At 45.0% G+C, this 17,390-nt stretch carries 14 protein-coding genes; 8 read left to right on the forward strand and 6 right to left on the reverse strand.

Annotation, left to right across the window (positions count from 1 at the left end; genetic code table 11):
* Positions 1-104 precede the first annotated feature (104 nt).
* Entirely contained in the window at positions 105-1,229 is a 1,125-nt protein-coding gene (solA, locus tag V1U08_RS04050) for an N-methyl-L-tryptophan oxidase (RefSeq protein WP_330469981.1), read from the forward strand.
* A gap of 79 nt (positions 1,230-1,308) precedes the next feature.
* On the opposite strand, the gene pdxR is transcribed toward solA, so the two are convergent.
* The 3 genes from pdxR to V1U08_RS04065 all read right to left on the reverse strand — a co-directional run bounded on the left by pdxR (position 1,309) and on the right by V1U08_RS04065 (position 5,974).
* A complete protein-coding gene (gene pdxR / locus V1U08_RS04055) occupies positions 1,309-3,132 on the reverse strand; it encodes a MocR-like pyridoxine biosynthesis transcription factor PdxR (RefSeq protein WP_330469982.1) in 1,824 nt (607 codons plus the stop codon).
* 100 nt (positions 3,133-3,232) lie between these two features.
* The gene (gene gabT, locus V1U08_RS04060) at positions 3,233-4,507 is read right to left on the reverse strand and encodes a 4-aminobutyrate--2-oxoglutarate transaminase (RefSeq protein WP_065298242.1); all 1,275 of its coding nucleotides are present in this window, start codon (positions 4,505-4,507) and stop codon (positions 3,233-3,235) included.
* A gap of 39 nt (positions 4,508-4,546) precedes the next feature.
* Entirely contained in the window at positions 4,547-5,974 is a 1,428-nt protein-coding gene (locus V1U08_RS04065) for an NAD-dependent succinate-semialdehyde dehydrogenase (RefSeq protein WP_243978575.1), read from the reverse strand.
* Between the two features lie 208 nt (positions 5,975-6,182).
* Between V1U08_RS04065 and V1U08_RS04070 the strand changes: the two genes are divergently transcribed.
* From V1U08_RS04070 to V1U08_RS04080, 3 genes are read left to right on the forward strand one after another with little or no spacing between them, the layout of a single operon-like run.
* Positions 6,183-7,199, forward strand: coding sequence for a TRAP transporter substrate-binding protein (locus V1U08_RS04070; protein WP_065298240.1), 1,017 nt, complete (start codon positions 6,183-6,185; stop codon positions 7,197-7,199).
* 60 nt (positions 7,200-7,259) lie between these two features.
* A complete protein-coding gene (locus tag V1U08_RS04075; protein ID WP_014234712.1) occupies positions 7,260-7,886 on the forward strand; it encodes a TRAP transporter small permease subunit in 627 nt (208 codons plus the stop codon).
* Entirely contained in the window at positions 7,876-9,201 is a 1,326-nt protein-coding gene (locus tag V1U08_RS04080; protein ID WP_014234713.1) for a TRAP transporter large permease, read from the forward strand. The genes V1U08_RS04075 and V1U08_RS04080 overlap by 11 nt, the downstream gene beginning before the upstream one ends.
* Before the next feature lie 48 nt (positions 9,202-9,249).
* Here the strand turns inward: V1U08_RS04080 and V1U08_RS04085 are convergent, their stop codons facing one another.
* Positions 9,250-9,486: a thioredoxin family protein gene (locus tag V1U08_RS04085; protein ID WP_065303884.1), complete on the reverse strand. Its 237-nt coding sequence runs from the start codon at positions 9,484-9,486 to the stop codon at positions 9,250-9,252.
* Positions 9,487-9,495: 9 nt separating this feature from the next.
* Entirely contained in the window at positions 9,496-10,497 is a 1,002-nt protein-coding gene (locus V1U08_RS04090) for a permease (protein WP_243978576.1), read from the reverse strand.
* Positions 10,498-10,795: 298 nt separating this feature from the next.
* Here V1U08_RS04090 and V1U08_RS04095 point away from each other — a divergent pair, with 298 nt between their 5' ends.
* Together V1U08_RS04095 and V1U08_RS04100 are read left to right on the forward strand one after the other, a co-directional pair.
* Positions 10,796-10,975, forward strand: coding sequence for a hypothetical protein (locus tag V1U08_RS04095; protein ID WP_065298237.1), 180 nt, complete (start codon positions 10,796-10,798; stop codon positions 10,973-10,975).
* 128 nt (positions 10,976-11,103) lie between these two features.
* Positions 11,104-13,194, forward strand: coding sequence for a cation:proton antiporter (locus tag V1U08_RS04100; RefSeq protein ID WP_330469983.1), 2,091 nt, complete (start codon positions 11,104-11,106; stop codon positions 13,192-13,194).
* A 69-nt stretch (positions 13,195-13,263) separates the two neighbouring features.
* On the opposite strand, the gene alr is transcribed toward V1U08_RS04100, so the two are convergent.
* Entirely contained in the window at positions 13,264-14,343 is a 1,080-nt protein-coding gene (gene alr, locus V1U08_RS04105; protein WP_330469984.1) for an alanine racemase, read from the reverse strand.
* A gap of 1,064 nt (positions 14,344-15,407) precedes the next feature.
* Between alr and dgcN the strand changes: the two genes are divergently transcribed.
* A complete protein-coding gene (gene dgcN, locus V1U08_RS04110; RefSeq protein WP_020335355.1) occupies positions 15,408-16,412 on the forward strand; it encodes an N-acetyltransferase DgcN in 1,005 nt (334 codons plus the stop codon).
* The gene (gene dgcA, locus V1U08_RS04115; RefSeq protein ID WP_330469985.1) at positions 16,412-17,386 is read left to right on the forward strand and encodes an N-acetyl-D-Glu racemase DgcA; all 975 of its coding nucleotides are present in this window, start codon (positions 16,412-16,414) and stop codon (positions 17,384-17,386) included. The genes dgcN and dgcA overlap by 1 nt, the downstream gene beginning before the upstream one ends.
* The last annotated feature ends 4 nt before the right edge of the window (positions 17,387-17,390 follow it).

Raw genomic sequence — 17,390 nt, forward strand, 5'->3', positions numbered from 1 at the left:
AAGTCAAGGGCAATCGACATTGATATCAGTATGAATACTGACTTTTCAATCAATTGAAATATGATAGAGTTTCAACAGCTTTACATAACGTTAACGGAGTAATAATGCAGTACGATGTGATTGTTGTCGGTGCAGGATCGATGGGCATGTCCACAGGCTACTTTCTAGCTAAACAAGGGAAAAAAGTACTACTTCTTGATGCTTTTGATCCACCCCATTCACACGCCAGTCATCATGGTGAAACCCGCATTATCCGCCATGCATACGGAGAAGGTGAAGAATACGTACCATTGGCGTTACGAGCGCAAGAATTGTGGGGCGAGCTAGAACAGTTATCAGGCAAATCTTTATTCCTCAAAACAGGTGTTCTTAACATTGGTGATGAACGCTCGCCTTTTATCTCGATGCTGATAGCCAGTGCAAAAAAACATCATCTTCCGCTTGAAATTTTAAGTGCCGATGAAGCGAACCAACGCTTCGAAGGCCTCAACCTGCCACCAGAATATATCGGTTGTTTTGAGTCGACGTCAGGCGTGCTTAGAGTGGAAGATTGCATTCAGGCATACCGTGATCTCGCCCTTGCTCACGGCGCAACACTGCTTACACACCATAAGGTCTCTGGCATTGAACGCCTTGAAGATGGCGTCAGGGTTACAGCAAACGGCAATACATTTCAGGGTAAGAAATTGGTCGTCTCCGTTGGTGCATGGTCAAACGACCTGCTGGATATGCTAGGCGTAACCTTACCAATCAGCCCTATCCGTAAAACATTTGCCTGGTACAACGCACCAGAAGCTCTTTATGGAGAAGGAACTTTCCCTGCATTTTCCTTTGTGACGCCAGAGGGTATCTATTACGGGTTCCCAAGTATTGACGGCGCAGGATTAAAAATAGGCCGTCATGATCTAGGTGAAGACCAAGATCCCAACGCAGAGATCACGCCTTTCGACAACCAAGCAGATTCAGCAGACCTTCAACAACTACTAGATAAACACATGCCCCACGTTGAATCGCTGAAGTTTGGTAAAACTTGTATGTACACCCGAACGCCAGATGAAAACTTCATTATCGATAAGCACCCTGATAATGACAATGTCGTGCTAGTGTCTGGCTTTTCCGGGCATGGATTCAAATTCGCCAGTGTGATTGGCGAAGTGGTCGCAGATATGGCGATTGATAAACCGGCTAAGTTTAACTTGTCGCTGTTCTCAGTGGACCGGTTTAATTAAATCCAGCGCTATTAAGGAAATAGCCAGGTCGAATTTGAACATGGTTGATTATATACAACCATGTTCTTTTGACTGGTTTCTAGGCTTGGGCTGTTTCACCAACCAGCGTGGCATCGCCAATAAAGTAGCCATCTTCGCCAAACCGCTTGATAGAATCGCCATCCAAAATAACCGTTACTCTGCGTACATCCGCAAATTGCCAGTTACGCCACTGGTACATAAAGTGATTATTTTCAATCCACCAGTAACCTTCATCCGCGTCATTCGGTCTATCCGACACCCCTGTCATCTTGCCATCCGCCTGAAAGGTGATTCGGTATGGGATATTGAAGCAATCTCTTGTCAGAACGACCCTGTCAGAAAGTAACTCTCGTATACGCTTGCCGTTTAAGCGAACGCCTTCTGCATCTTCTACTCGCGGAATAGGTAGTATTTTCTTTGCCAATTGAGCGAGCTTCTCAATACCGCTGCGAATATCGGAATTCTTTATCGACTGGAAGCTGAGGCGGAAACTGTTATTACGTTTTTCACACGTATAATACTTGGCACCGTTGTTTATCAATATTCCATGAGCCTTCGCCAATTCCTCAAGTAAACCGGCATCAAAGTCTTCACGGTAATCTATCCAAAATGCGGTTCCCGCGAGCGAGGGAATAACGCCGGACTGAGGAAAATAAGTGTTTAACGCTTTTTCCATGGTTAACCACTTCTCACGATATTTCTTCAACATCTTCTGGATTAACGAATCGTAATAACCAAGGCTGATGAAAAGTGCCAGCGTCTGGCAGTTGTTCTTTGGCGGTAAACTATGCATCCGCTGCTGAACTTGCCTTATCTGCTTAATAAGCGGTGGCGACGCCACAATAAACCCTAACCTTAGGCCCGGTGCGATAATCGAGGAAAAGCTAGAGATATAAATAATACGCTCACTCGGGTACTCGCTACGAAGCGCCGGGCACTTGTCGCTGATAAAGTTGATGTCATGCTCAAAGTCGTCCTCAATAACGAGCAAATCTTCCTGCTCAGCCTTGTCCATCAATTGCTTTCTTCGTTGCGAAGACATTCTAACCGTCGTAGGAAACTGGTTACTCGGTGTCGTGTAAACAAGCTGACAGGAGTTCAGTCTGTCGTCGACAACCATGCCTTCTCTATCGACTTCTAAAGGTTGAACGTTGGCTCGCCTTGCTCTGAACTGCTGAAGTGCTTCTGGGTATCCTGGATTTTCAAAGCCGACTTTTGTATAACGTGAAACCAACAGTTTGGAGATTAAATACAAGCTGTTCTGACAACCATGAGTTAACGCTATCTGATCCGCATCGACAAAAATTCCGCGATTCGGCAGTACCCGGGTTCGAATCTGCTCAATAAGATCGTGGTAGTCATTATCGTCGGAAGTCCAACTTTTGTGATTGATCTTATTCAGTGATTGAATGCTGCATTTACGCCACTCGGATACCGGGAAGAGATCCTCATCGACCTGACCATGAACAAAGAGGTAAGGATAATTCTTGAGATTATTCGCGGCGGAACCATGCGCTTCATCGCCTTCTATCAGGTATTTTTCCCAATCCAGTTGCCTTTCAGATTCAAGTACGCGTTCAGGGGCTTTTTTTTCGGAGACTTCTAACTCAGGATTAACGAAGTAGCCTTTTCGCTCTACCGAAATGAGTAAACCTTCATCGGTGAGTTGGTCATAGACTCTGAGTACAGTGTTCCGAGATACAGAAAGGGACTGAGCGAGCTTTCGTGATGATTCAAGGCTGCGGTGTTTGGAAACAAAGCCATCAAATATCGCCTGAGAGATGCTGCTTTTGATTTGTTCTTGTAACGTACGAGAATCGAGAGGATCGATGTGAATGTAACCCTGGAGCATAAATGACCTAGCCTTTACTGCGCCGGTCATTTACACATGCCCAGCTTCAACTACTTAACCTGAATTCAGGTCACTAAACCATACCACTCAAAAGCAGCACGTTAAATGCCGCTTTTGAAGGTTTTATCAGCTATCGAGTTAAAGCCTGCAACTCAGATTTGATGATATCTAACCCTTTACAGATCAGTTCATCTTCAATCGTTAGCGGTGGCAGGAAGCGGATAACGTTTCCTTTTACGCCACATGAAAGCAATACCACGCCTGCTTTATTTGCACTTGCAACCAGCTTTTTCGTCAGTTCAGGTAATGGCGCTTTAGTACCAGGGTCGTTAAATTCGATTGCGATCATTGCACCAACTTGGCGAATGTCACCAATTTGGGGCACTTCTTTCTGCATCTCAGATAACAACTCGGCGAAGGTTTGGCCAATCTGCTCTGCTCTTTCACACAAAGATTCTGACTCAATAATGTTAAGAACTTCAATACCAGCAACACAAGCCAAAGGTGAACCTGCATAAGTACCACCTAAACCACCTGGATTTGCTGAATCCATGATCTCAGCTTTACCAACAATACCCGATAGCGGGAATCCACCAGCGATACCTTTTGCCATTGTAGTGATATCGGGAACGATTCCAAGATATTCTGAAGCAAACATCTTGCCAGTTCGAGCAAAGCCTGTCTGAATTTCGTCACAGATAAGAACAATGCCGTGTTTATCACAAATCTCTCTCAGCTTTTGTGCCCACGAAGCAGGTGCCTGGTAAAAACCACCTTCGCCCTGAATTGGCTCAAAGATCATCGCCGCAACGCGAGTTGGTTCAATATCACACGCGAACAAATCATCCAATGCCTCTAAGCTCTGTTGCTCAGAGATACCATGATATTCATTTGGGAACGGCAAGTGATAGATTTCGTTAGGAAAAGGGCCAAAGCCTGCTTTGTACGGAGCTACTTTACCCGTTAGGCCCATACACATATTGGTACGACCATGAAAACCACCTTTGAAGGCAATCACGCCACTACGGCCAGTATGAGCGCGTGCCACTTTCACTGCGTTTTCCACCGCTTCCGCACCCGTGGTTAAAAAGGCAACTTTTTTCTCACCTTCACCCGGAGCAACATCGACGATTTTTTCTGCCAATTCAATAAAACTGCTGTATGGCGTCACCATTGAACAAGTGTGACTGAACTTTTCTAGTTGCTCTTTTACTGCTGCAATAATTTGAGGGTGAGAATGCCCCGTGTTCGTTACTGCGATACCAGCGGCAAAATCGATGTATTCTTTGCCTTCGATATCCGTCAAAAGTGCATTTTTCGCACTCTCGATGTATACCGCGCTAAGGTTTGCCATGCCCTTAGCAACTACTTTTTCTTTACGCTCTTGCCATTGTGAATTTGTCATAGCCTTGTTCCTTTAAAACTATCGTCAGTCTGTTGTTTATTACATTCCGCCGAGGCAGATGTATTTAATGTTCAAGTATTCATCGATACCTTGTTTTGCACCTTCGCGGCCAAAACCAGATTGTTTAACGCCACCAAACGGAGCGACTTCATTTGAGATGATCCCTTCGTTCACTCCCACCATTCCGTATTCCAGCTTTTCGGCGATAGAGAACGCGCGAGTTAGCGTATTGGTGTAGAAGTAACTGGCTAAGCCGTAAATCGTGTCGTTGGCGAGCGTGACCAGCTCTTCGTCATTGCTAAAACGGATAATTGGAGCAACTGGGCCAAATAGTTCCGTCTGCACAATATCCATATCCTGAGTCACATCCGTCAGAATCGTTGGCTGTACGTATAATCCACCCAGGTCATCGCCACCAAAGGCTACGTTCGCGCCTTGTGCGACAGCTGTTTCGATATAACCCATCACCTGTGCTTTCGCTTTGCTGTCGATAAGTGGCCCAATTGTTACGCCAGGCTCAATACCGTTTCCGACTTTGAGCTCAGCCACAGCGGCTTTGAATTTTTCAACAAATTGGTCGTATACGGCATCCTGCACATAAAAGCGGTTAGCGCAGACACAGGTTTGACCCGCGTTACGAAACTTAGAGGCGATCGCACCTTTAACCGCTTCATCAATATCGGCATCATCAAACACAATAAATGGCGCGTTTCCGCCGAGTTCCATGGATGTACGCTTGATGGTGTCAGCACACTGTTTTATCAGTTGGCTACCCACCCCAGTCGAGCCAGTGAAAGACAATTTTTGAATATCTGGGTGTTGGCAGAAAAGATCGCCAATCGCAACAGAAGAGTGATTGTTCACCACAACCAGCAACTCTTTCGGCAGTCCAGCCTGATAAGCTAATTCAGCGATAGCGTAGGCAGAAAGCGGAGTTTGATTTGCTGGTTTGACAATAAAGCTACAGCCTGCTGCCAATGCTGGCGCAGCTTTACGCGTGATCATCGCAGTCGGAAAATTCCATGGTGTAATCGCTGCAGCAATACCAATTGGCTGCTTGATTGTCATGAGTCTTTTGCTACCCGCTGGTGTCGGAATGGTATCGCCATATGTGCGCTTCGCTTCTTCGGCAAACCACTGAATAAATGATGCGCCGTAAATAATTTCACCTTTCGCTTCAGCTACTGGTTTGCCTTGCTCCAAGGTCATAATGCGGGCGAGATCATCACTGTTTTCGATAACCAGATCGTACCAACGCTTTAAAATGGCTGAGCGCTCTGACGCGGTTCGATCCTGCCATAATTTCTGAGCTTGTTTGGACTGCTCAATTAGCCCTTCAATTTGCGCTGGCTGTAGTGATGGAACATAGCCAATCACTTCATTTGTTGCTGGGTTCACAACAGCAATAGCGTCATCGCTTGCATCACACGTTCCCTTTAACAGGGATTGGTTCGAAACCTTGTCCATAATTCACTCTCTTACTTTCGTCTATGAGAAGAATGCTATCGACAAAAAAAACGGCGCCTAAGTACCAGTTTGAAAATATTCATGGTACCAGCATAAAAATTTAAACTGGTACCATCGTATGTCACCGACTGGTTCTATTCCTTTAGCACTCGACTCTTAATATGAGTATCGAAAACGGAATCGAAAAACATTTAGAAGAGGACTTTCTATGCTAAAGGGAAAAGGTAAAAAGCTACTGAGCAGTATGCTTGCAGCGACACTGGGATTGGGCGCTATGGCTACTTCAGCGGCAAGTTTTGCTGCAGAGCAGAACTGGCGCTTTGCCAACCTTTATGGCCGTGGAACGGCTTATGGACAAGTTTACGAAAACCTGGCAAAGAATATTGAAACCATGTCTGACGGTCGAATCGCTGTACAGGTTTTATATTCAGGCGAAGGCGTTGGTACTAAGGGTATTCTGGGCGCTGTTAAATCTGGCCTGATCCAGATGGGGGCACCATTTCAATCTATGCACGCGGGTGAACTCCCAGCTGGCGTTGTCGAGATTGGCTTACCGGGCGGTACTGATGATGTGGGCGAACTTTCGACCTTGTTCCACGAAAAGGGTTGGTCGGAAGTATTAAAAGACGCCTATGGTTCTCAAAATCTGGTGTGGTTGGATCCTTACATTCAGCCTCCGGTATACATCATTACTAAAGAAGAAATTAAGTCTGTTGAAGACTTCAAAGGCATGAAAATTCGCGCGCCAGGTGCTTACGGCAAGTTCCTGAGAAACCTTGGGGCTTCACCTGTTTCACTCGCTTGGAGTGAAATCTACACCTCTCTGGCTACAGGCGTCATCGACGGTTCAATTGGCTCTAACATGATTGACCACCGCGACGGTAACCACGTTGAAGTAGCGAAATACATGTACCCGCTACCTCTGGCTGGCGCACAGGTACTGCCGATTGTGGTCAACAAGAAAGCATGGGCAAAGCTATCTCCCGATCTACAAGCTATCGTCAGCGCTGCTACCACCGTTCACGCACAAGAGCAGATGACCAAATCTATCCTGTGGGAATCTCAGGCAATCGCCGATATGGAAGCGAAAGGTTTGAAATGGAGCCCAGAACCATCTGAAGCAGACAAAAAAGCATGGGAAGAAGCGGGTAAATCTCTTGCAGCAGAATACGCAGCAGCAGATAAGTACTCTAAACAGCTTATCGACATATTGGAAAAACAGTAACAAAGAATTGAGAGGTGGAGTTCGCTCCGCCTCTGTTTGTCTGTTTTGCAAGGAGGCCACATGATTGAAAAAATTCTCATAGGATACTGTCGAGTCGTTCAGAGTGTAGTTAGAGGTATTGGGCGTTCTGTTTCCTACCTCCTGCCAATACTCGCTGGTGTCGTCGCTTACGAAGTGTTCGCAAGATATGTTCTGGACCGCCCGACCATTTGGGGATACGACACATCGTTGTTTCTCTTTGGTTATATTTCAGCTCTGGGTGGCGCTTATGCTCAGCAGAAAGGCGCTCATATCAATGTAGATATTATCCACGCTAAGGTTTCCGAAAAAGTTAGACGCTGTTTCGATTTGCTAACCGCCGTATTGGCGATTGGCTTCTTAGCCGTAATGGCCAAAGTGTGCGGCGGCATGTTTTTCGAAAGCCTGGAGCTTAACTACCGAACTCAGAGTGAATGGGCTCCACCGTTACATCATTTCTGGCTGATGATTACGGTATCTTCAGGGGTATTTATTGCCCAGTACTCGGTGCAAATCATTTGCAACCTGTTCTATCTGCTGACATCCAGAGAACTTCTGAAACCATCGAAGCACGACGTACCCTCTTCGCTTGAAGAGCAGCCGTTCAAAGTAGATTCAACAAAATTTAATAAAGAGCAAAACACAGAGGAAGTGGCATATGGAGATTGAAGTACTTACAGGGGTGTTATTGGCCTGTATCCTTACCGCTTTTGCTTTAGGTGCACAAGTCGGACTCGCATTAGCGGCAATCGCCATGGGCGTTGGCTACATAACGTGGGGCGAAGGCCTATTTAATATTATTCCGACTACCGTAGAGAGCACCTTTTTCAACTTTATCCTTTTGGCGATACCACTATACATTTACATGGGCCAGATTCTGACTCGCTCAGGCATCGGGGATGCCATGTTTAACGCCAGTCAGTTAGCTATCGGGCGAATTCGCGGCTCATTGGCGATCAGCGTTATAGGCGTGTGTTCAATGATTGGCGCTATGGTTGGTATTATCGGCGCAGGTATCATGACGTCGAGCAGCATCGCATTAAAACCGATGCTAGAACGTGGCTACGATAAACGCCTGGCATTGGGTGTGATCATGGCTGGCGGCTCTCTAGGTATCCTCATTCCGCCAAGCATCCCTATGATCATGTTTGCATCCGCGACCCAAAACTCGGTCGGAAAGATGTTTCTTGGCGCTATGGTTCCCGCGTTGATTACCATTGTGCTTCTTATTAGCTACGTAGTGATTTCCTGTAAACTCAATCCGGATCGCGCTCCGCTAGACACTGATAGCGACAATGACATCGAGATCCCGAAAGGTTATGAGTTGTTCAGAACCATTCGTGACGGCGCATCTTCTCTGTTACTCATTGTTGCTGTGTTGGGCAGTATTATCGCCGGTATCGCGACACCGACCGAATCCGGTGCAATCGGTGTTGTAGGTGCGATTATCCTGTCTATTTTGTTTAAACGCTTTAAGCCAGCAATGGTTCAGAAAGCCGGACTACAAACGGCAACCTTAGTCAGCGTCGCAATGTGGATCATCCTTGGTGCGTCAGTATTCAGTAACTTCCACCTTCTGATGGGAGTACAAGGCATGGTTTCAGACATCACAACCAGTCTCGATCTTCCACCGATCATGATCATCATCATGTTCCAGATCATCATGCTACTTCTGGGCTTCATCATTGATGAGTTCATTATTGTGTTGATGTGTGCGCCGATCTTTACACCTGTCGCAGTCGCATTGGGTTACGACCCTATCTGGTTTGGTGTTCTGATGATCCTTAACATCGTTATCGCAGTACAAACTCCACCTTATGGTTTCGCTCTGTTCTACTTAAAAGGCATCGCGCCAAAAGGCATTACCATGCTGGATATCTATAAATCAGTCACCCCATTTATCCTGGTGCAATTGCTGGTTTTATGTATCGTTATGGTTTTCCCAGATTTGGTCACTTGGCTACCAAACCAAGTCATGGGCTAGATATTAGAGAAAGGAAAGGCTGTTGCAAAACAGCCTTTTTTATTGCGTTCAAGATGTTAGCCACGACTGAATTTTTTCCGCTTGAGGGACTCCGCCAGAATGCACCAACTCTTCGTCCATCACCACGGCTGGTGTAGACATCACTCCGTAGTTCATGATGGTTTCCATATCAGTGATTTTCGTCACTTCAACCTCAACACCTTGCTCCGCCGCAATTTTTTCAATCAAGTTAGCGGTATTAACGCAGTTCGCACAACCTGACCCCAACACTTTAAAAATTTTCATCTCCAGCTCCTAAAATCGCCACAGTGGTAAATTAAATATCCATCCCATCATCGTAAACGCGAGCAGCAACATACCGAAAAGCATACCAAGAAGCCGCCACTGCATAACTTGTTTCAGCATTACAAACTCAGGAATACTCGCCGCAACAGTACTCATACAAAATGCTAATGTTGTACCGATTGGCAAACCATTTTGAAGTAAGCTTTCCATCACCGGGATCACACCAGTCGCATTCGAATAAAGAGGAATACCAATAAGTACCGACGCCGGAACCGACCACCATTGACCGGATCCCAAATGTGTTTCTATCCAACCATCAGGAACGAAGCCATGTAAGCCTGCTCCAATGCCGACCCCAATAAACACCCACTTCCAGACACGACCTACAATCTCGACCATCTCTTGCTTGGCAAACGTGTGTCGCTCTGACAACGTTATTCCCGCGCTTCCATTGCCACTTAGGGTTTCATGACTCTGTTGCGGAGTTTTGGCGTTTCGCATCGCCTTTGATGCCAGTGGCTGTAACCAGCGCTGTGCGCCGATCACATCAAGGATCCAGCCACTCACGATGCCGATAAGCATCCCTATTACGACGTACATGACGGTGAACTTCCAGCCAAGTAAACTGAATAGCAACAACACGGCGATTTCGTTAATCAATGGCGAGGTGATCAAGAAAGCCATAGTGATACCAATAGGAATACCTGCAGAGGTAAACCCTAAAAAGATTGGAATGCTAGAACAAGAGCAAAATGGTGTGATTGCGCCAAAGAAGCTGCCCGCAAGATAACCAAACCATCTACGTTTTCCCGCTAAATAGTGCCGCACTTTTTCGACATTTAACGAGGCTCTAAACAGCGCAATCACATAAATCATGACGACCAGCAGCACCAGGATTTTACTGACGTCTTCAATAAAAAAGTGAATAGCATCCGCGAGCTTGGTATTGGGCTGAAAAGAAAAAAGCTGGTAAGTCACCCAATCAGCGAGACGTGTAAAAACCTCAAACATATCGAATCCTTATACTTACTACGATGACCAGTCTGATCATCGATATTGCAAGTAAGTCAACAGCGTGAGACAAGGCACTCTGATACCTTGAGAAATAAGTTCTTTTACTCTAATTCTAGTCTATATCTTCAAGCTAATTTCATTTAACAGCACTATTTCACCTTTGTTTTTTAATCTTTCACGACAAGCATTTAATAGTCTTATTGGCTAGAAAACACCAAGTTAAAACCTTCGACATCATCATTGCCGAATCCTTAGCTATAGTTAGTCACAGATACAACGATCAAGGAGTTGTAAAATGAACGATGAGACAAACCCGAAAGATAAAAGCAACTGGGCTATTGGCGGTGGAACACTACTCGGCTTAGGGGTGGGAATGATCTTTATTCAGCATTCTGCGCTCGCCTTTGTCGGCTGTCTGATTGCTGGCATCGGGATGGGGTTAATCATTGCGGCCGTCATTAGCTGCAAAAAGTAAATTCGATCGCGTGAATGATAAACAGATAAGGAACATTAGGTACTTTTTAAATTAATCAGGAATCTTATCCAAAGATGAACCATTATTAATTCATAGGTTTAGCGCAGCCAATAAGACGTCCAGTAAGTATGAATGTTCCTGATATTTTTATATCATCGATCTTAGGTATCGTATTGTTAATCACGGTATCCGTGGCTTCGTCCCTGATTGCAAGAGCGCTGCGAGTCCCCTTCCCAATTATTCTGGTGATGTCTGGTGTTTGCCTTACACTTCTACCCGAACTGCCAGCAGGCATCAGCATATTCTACGAACCCGATATTGCAGAGAAGACCATCTTATTCGTCTTCCTACCGTTATTGGTGTTTGAGGCCGCCTATAAATTCGATTTCGCTAAGTTCACCGCTAACTGGTCCGCGATTATGATCATGGCCATTCCCGGCGTCATGTTCTCAACGTTAATCATTACAGCGACACTTGTTTTTATTGGTATTTTAACGCCTCAGACCGCCCTAATCCTTGGGGTTATTTTAAGTGCTACCGACCCCAGCGCCACGATCGCTATTTTTAAGGAGTCCGGCGCGCCTAAAGATCTCATCACGATTGTAGAGGGAGAAAGTTTATTTAATGATGCAACCGTCATTGCTGCATACAAAATCGCGGTGCTAATTTTTGCCATGCACCTAACCCCGACCGAAATGGTACTCACGGGGCTTTGGCAATTCACTTGGGTCTTTTTAGTCGGCGCACTTTGTGGCTATGTCACGGGTCACCTGCTTCTCTGGCTGATGAAGGCGCTGCCCGACGATCCTTATATCGAAATAAGCATCAGCCTTATCACTGCGATTGGATGCTTTGTCGCTGTTGAGCAGTTTGTCCATGCCAGCAGTATTGTCGCTTTGACTATTTGCGGTTTGGTCTTGGCAAAAAACACACCATTGCCGATAAGTAATGAGTCCAATCAGTATCTAAATAGCTTCTGGACCTACTTATCCGATCTCGCTAAAGCCATGATTTTTATACTGGTGGGGTTGTGGTTAAACTTGGAGTTGATCGCGTCGCACTGGTTAAACACTCTGCTGGTGATCATTAGCATGCTTGCCGCAAGGGCGGGTTTTGTGTACTGGATTTTGCCATTTTTCGGGCAACTTAGCCGCCTGTCTTACTCGCTGCCTCGATCATACCAGCACATCTGCTTATGGGGTGGACTAAGAGGTGCGGTCACTCTTGCACTTTCAATATTGGTGATTACCGATACCTCATTATTTGCTATCGAAGAACGAGAAACCATGTTAGCCGTTGCAATGGGTGCGGTGTTCTTTACCATTTTAATTCAAGGGCTGACGTTATCTCCTCTTGCGAGCCGCTTAAAACTGGATGAAACCAGCATTGAAGAGAAGATTACAAAGAAAGAACTTATGTTATCGGCGATGAAAGCCAGTGAGAAAGTGTTGGCACATCTGGCTAAAACACCGTTAGCCGACAGCGGTGCTCCTGATGAAATCATGCAATCACTTAAATCGCATGTGGATGAAGAAAAGCGCGACTTACGCCACCTCTACACCACAGCAGTGGACACTCAAAGTTTGTATAAGAAACTCATCATGGAAGGCCTGAGCATCGAAAGTGAATATCTCTATCTACTTTATGATCAAGGCTTGATATCAATGGAAAGTTATCAAAAGCACAGAGAGTTTTTTGATCAACAAATGGACGCGGCGCGCCATAAATACCAGCAGCCAAATTCTCAACATACTCACAAGCTATCGCTTTTCCGTGCGCTTGATAAATGGCCACATAAGCCAACATCCGATGTATCCACTCAATACGAACTCGCTTGGTCGCGATTACTTACTACCGATTTAACGCTTATCGAACTTAAAGCACTGCTAAACGACTACCCAGTTGAACCCGCTTTGAAAAAACAAGTGCTTCAGGTTTGGGAGTCTTGGCGCCAGCAAAGCGCAGATACCGTCAGTCAGTTGGACAAAACCTACCCCGTGATTACGGCGACAGCCCATAGAAAATGGCTACATCATATGCTGAATACGGTTCAAAAAGCGCACCTTGAGAAGTTTGTCAGGCAGCGTCTGATCAGTGAGTCGGACAAAGAGCAGATCGTAAAACAGCTGATGCATACTACCTCATCCTTTTATAAGGATTCGGTTGATAACATTCGAACTGGCCGTGACTCAACCCACTCTAATGACGACTCTAAATAGCGAAACCAAACCAAATCTTTCTAAGGCTTGAACCCTATTAATCATTTGATTAAGCAGGGCTGGTTGCAACTAAACTTCTACGTACGTTTTGCGAACTCGCTTAGTCAGTTTGATTACGAGCTCATAGGGAATGGTACCTATGTGTTTCGCGACTTTTTCAATCGGTAGATTGTCGCCCCAAAACTCGACGGTATCGCCGACAGCATCACGTGCATCAGGCCCAAGATCCACAGTAACCATATCCATAGAAACGCGACCAGAGATAGGAACGATTCGTCCGTTGATATAGACAGGTGTACCTACCGGTGCATTTCGTGGATAGCCGTCACCATACCCCATCGCGATAACACCAATGTTGGTATCACGTTCTGAAGTCCAGCTTTCACCATAACCGACCGGTTGATTCGCCTTATGCTCACGTATCGCAATGAGCTTTGAGTTCAGCGTCATTACACAACGTAACCCATGCTCCTTACCCGTTTCATCTTCATTTGGGCAGATACCATAAAGAGAAATGCCCGCTCTCATGTAATCGAGGTGAGAGTCAGACCAATACAGAATGCCCGCTGAGTTAGCTAGTGTTTTAGGTCCTGGGAAGTCGGCGGTTTGCGACAGAAACAGATCGATCTGCTTTTGCGTCGCAGGAGAGGATAAATCGTCAGCACAACTAAAATGACTCATGAAACCAACCGGTCCCGCGAGTTTGTTCGTCGCTTCGATTTGTCGGACGTAGTCGCTGAGTTCATAGGGGTGGATCCCCAATCTATGCATCCCAGTATCCAGTTTTAGCCAGACCGTAACAGGGGTAGTGATATCAGCCTGTTTAAGATCTTCCAACTGCTCTTTGCAATGAATCGCCGTATGGAAACCTTCACGTGCAGCCGTTTCCAGATCGGCTTTACAAAAACAGCCTTCCAGCAGCAGTATTGGCTGTTTAATACCTTCGCTTCTTAGCTCTAGCGCTTCTTCGATACGAGACACAGCAAACATGTCGGCTTGCGTCAGTGTTTTTGCAGTTTTTACTGCGTTATGCCCGTAAGCGTCACCTTTTATCACAGCGACAACAGATTTATCAGCGCATTTATTTTTAAGTACATCGTAGTTATCGCTAAGTGCTTTTAGATTGATAACAGCTTCAGCAGTGATCATTAACTCTTTCCCAGTGATATACCAATCGGAGTAAGTTTTTCATCATTCTTGCAGGTTAAATTCGCTGATGGTTGAGTAAGAGATCGGTAATTAAAATAACAAGTTAATGCTATCGATACGTTGCTCTATGCGATTTATCCAACGCAATGAAATGACTATTTCCTCATTCAAATTGGTATTGAATTTCTTCCATGTCAGCTCTACAAACACAATTCATTGGATTGTATCTGATGAGCCGATTAATAACGGTTCTAGCTCTTGTTTTGCGATAATTTACGGTCTTTCTACACGAGTTGCCTAAGCCACCAAATAAACTCAACGCAAATATGCTCAATATCAATTAAGCAATATACAGACCATCGTTCCAATCAGCACATACACTCAGCCATTAAGCCTTTTACAGTGATATACCCTAAATAAACGCTCATGGTATAAGTTCCGAACTGGAATTCTAAAACCTGTATATTATTTCGATATAAATCAAAATATCAGATTAATATATAAAAGCAAGCACCAATAAAACCATAAAATAAATATGGGATTATTGCGATAAAAATAAGACAAGAATGGCAAACTACGCACCAATTAGGGTCAATATGTATTATTTTGGTGCATTTCGATGAATATTAAAAAATATCATTGGGCTCTAATTATAAAACCAATCAGGAAAATTTGAATTACATCACAAAATAGAATCATCTATATATTAATTTAAACTCAGTATAAATGACCAATGAATAAGTCATGGCTTATTTTATAGATAAGACGCGTAATTCACTAAGTACTAAAACAATCTGTTACTGACATACACATAAACGACATTTAACGCGCGACGCCAAGGTCAAAATCAGAATATTATGAAAACAAAATTAAGTGAATAGATATGCATTAAATGAATTTTATTTGAATATATATTGCATATTTTTGAGTTTCATTGCTTATACTTTAAATATTCTCACGTATCGACTGATGTTGATGTCACGAATTTTGCACTGTAGTTTGTATTGAGAAGCAAGATTAAAAGCTAGTAAGAAATCCAATTCACGACATGGAGTTAACACAAGATGGAACTTAAACAACCTTATCTATTATTTTTAGGCGATGCTGCAGATGCTTTAGCAGCGAAAGTAGCACAGGGAATCAAAACGTGGCGACCAGAACATTGTGTTGGACAATTACGCCTTGAGGGTTGTAATGCTGATGTTGGTCTTGACGATCTAAGTGTGGCACAAGCTGTTGAGGCGGGCGCCAAAACATTGGTTATTGGCGTTGCTAACCGAGGTGGCGTGATTTCTGAGGAGTGGATTTCGGTCCTGATCGAAGCACTTGAATCAGGTATGGATATCGCTGCAGGTTTACATAATAAATTAAGCGACATTCCAGAGCTGGTAGAGAGTGCAAAGAAAAACGGCTGCAGCCTTTTCGATGTTCGCTATCCAACACAAACCTACCCTGTCGCAAACGGTAAGAAACGTTCAGGCAAACGCCTACTAACGGTAGGTACAGACTGCTCGGTAGGCAAAATGTATACCTCGCTGGCGATCGAGAAAGAAATGAAAGAGCGAGGCATCGATGCTGATTTTCGCGCCACCGGTCAGACGGGTATTCTGATCACTGGTGATGGTGTGAGTGCAGACTGTGTGGTCGCCGATTTCATTGCCGGTGCTATTGAAACCATCGCGCCAGAAAATGATCCACAGCATTGGGATGTCATAGAAGGCCAAGGATCGTTATTCCACGCTTCATTTGCAGGTGTTACCACAGGTCTTATCCATGGCTCTCAAGCAGACGCTTTAGTGTTGTGTCATGAGCCGACTCGCACCCATATGCGTGGCCTGCCTGATTATCCATTACCGGATATCAAAGCTTGTATGGAAGCCAATATTGCCACTGCAAAACTCACCAATCCAAATGTCCAATTTGTCGGTATCTCAATCAACACTTCAGGCCTGTCAGAAAGTGAAGCAATGGAATACATGGATAGCGTTGAGTCTGAAGTAGGCTTGCCAGTTGTCGATCCATTCCGTCAAGGCGTAGCGCGTATTGTCGATAAATTAGCGGAGCTGTAATGAAGGTTAGTCTTGAAACAAAAAATTGGCCGATTCTCGGTAGTTTTACTATCTCTAGGGGTAGTAAAACCCACGCAGAAACCATCATTGTTGAAATAGAACACCAAGGCTTGAAAGGACGTGGCGAATGTGTCCCATATGGCCGATACGGTGAATCTATTCAAAATGTGTTGGCAGAGATAGAAAGCATCATCCCTGATATTGAAGCTGGGATAAGCCGAGAAGAGTTGCAACCATTATTACCATCGGGCGCAGCGCGTAATGCCGTCGACTGCGCTCTGTGGGATTTGGAATGTAAAACCGCAAACCAGTCTATCTGGGAAAAAATTGATTTGGCAGCTGGTGAACTAACCACAGCGTACACCCTCTCTTTGGATACCCCAGAAAATATGGAGAAAAAGGCAATTGAGCATTCTCATCGACCACTGCTTAAACTGAAATTAGGTGGTGCAGAAGATCTTGAGCGTGTTCAGGCAGTGCGCCGCGGTGCACCCAACTCTGCGATCATTCTGGATGCCAACGAAGCATGGACGTTAGATACCTATAATCAGCTCATACCTGAACTATTAAAGCTGGATGTTTCAATGATTGAGCAGCCGTTTCATGCCGATGGCGATCATATATTGGATGACCTTGAACGACCGATAGCAATTTGTGCCGACGAATCTTGTCATGATCGAATGAGTCTACCAAAGATCATTGGCCGCTATGACATGATCAATGTAAAGCTCGATAAAACGGGTGGCTTAACTGAAGCTCTGGCACTGAAAGAACAGGCTCAAGCGGCAGGTCTACGTATTATGGTCGGGTGCATGGTGGCCTCTTCATTAAGTATGGCGCCAGCATTTGTCGTCGCCCAGGGAGCGGAAGTCGTCGATTTAGATGGCCCGCTGCTGCTCAGTGAAGATATCGAACATGGCTTTGAGTTCGAAAACAACTCTATGCTGCCTTTCGACAGAAAATTGTGGGGATAAGGGG

Source organism: Vibrio sp. YYF0003 (assembly GCF_036350715.1).
GTDB classification, from domain to species: Bacteria; Pseudomonadota; Gammaproteobacteria; order Enterobacterales; family Vibrionaceae; genus Vibrio; species Vibrio natriegens.

What these genes read in the sequence shown, in the direction of transcription:
- V1U08_RS04085 (WP_065303884.1), bottom strand. Translation starts at nt 9,486, where the DNA reads ATGAAAATTTTTAAAGTGTTGGGGTCAGGTTGTGCGAACTGCGTTAAT.
- solA (WP_330469981.1), top strand. Translation starts at nt 105, where the DNA reads ATGCAGTACGATGTGATTGTTGTCGGTGCAGGATCGATGGGCATGTCC.
- V1U08_RS04090 (WP_243978576.1), bottom strand. Translation starts at nt 10,497, where the DNA reads ATGTTTGAGGTTTTTACACGTCTCGCTGATTGGGTGACTTACCAGCTT.
- gabT (WP_065298242.1), bottom strand. Translation starts at nt 4,507, where the DNA reads ATGACAAATTCACAATGGCAAGAGCGTAAAGAAAAAGTAGTTGCTAAG.
- V1U08_RS04080 (WP_014234713.1), top strand. Translation starts at nt 7,876, where the DNA reads ATGGAGATTGAAGTACTTACAGGGGTGTTATTGGCCTGTATCCTTACC.
- pdxR (WP_330469982.1), bottom strand. Translation starts at nt 3,132, where the DNA reads ATGACCGGCGCAGTAAAGGCTAGGTCATTTATGCTCCAGGGTTACATT.
- alr (WP_330469984.1), bottom strand. Translation starts at nt 14,343, where the DNA reads ATGATCACTGCTGAAGCTGTTATCAATCTAAAAGCACTTAGCGATAAC.
- dgcA (WP_330469985.1), top strand. Translation starts at nt 16,412, where the DNA reads ATGAAGGTTAGTCTTGAAACAAAAAATTGGCCGATTCTCGGTAGTTTT.
- V1U08_RS04095 (WP_065298237.1), top strand. Translation starts at nt 10,796, where the DNA reads ATGAACGATGAGACAAACCCGAAAGATAAAAGCAACTGGGCTATTGGC.
- V1U08_RS04100 (WP_330469983.1), top strand. Translation starts at nt 11,104, where the DNA reads ATGAATGTTCCTGATATTTTTATATCATCGATCTTAGGTATCGTATTG.
- V1U08_RS04065 (WP_243978575.1), bottom strand. Translation starts at nt 5,974, where the DNA reads ATGGACAAGGTTTCGAACCAATCCCTGTTAAAGGGAACGTGTGATGCA.
- V1U08_RS04070 (WP_065298240.1), top strand. Translation starts at nt 6,183, where the DNA reads ATGCTAAAGGGAAAAGGTAAAAAGCTACTGAGCAGTATGCTTGCAGCG.
- V1U08_RS04075 (WP_014234712.1), top strand. Translation starts at nt 7,260, where the DNA reads ATGATTGAAAAAATTCTCATAGGATACTGTCGAGTCGTTCAGAGTGTA.
- dgcN (WP_020335355.1), top strand. Translation starts at nt 15,408, where the DNA reads ATGGAACTTAAACAACCTTATCTATTATTTTTAGGCGATGCTGCAGAT.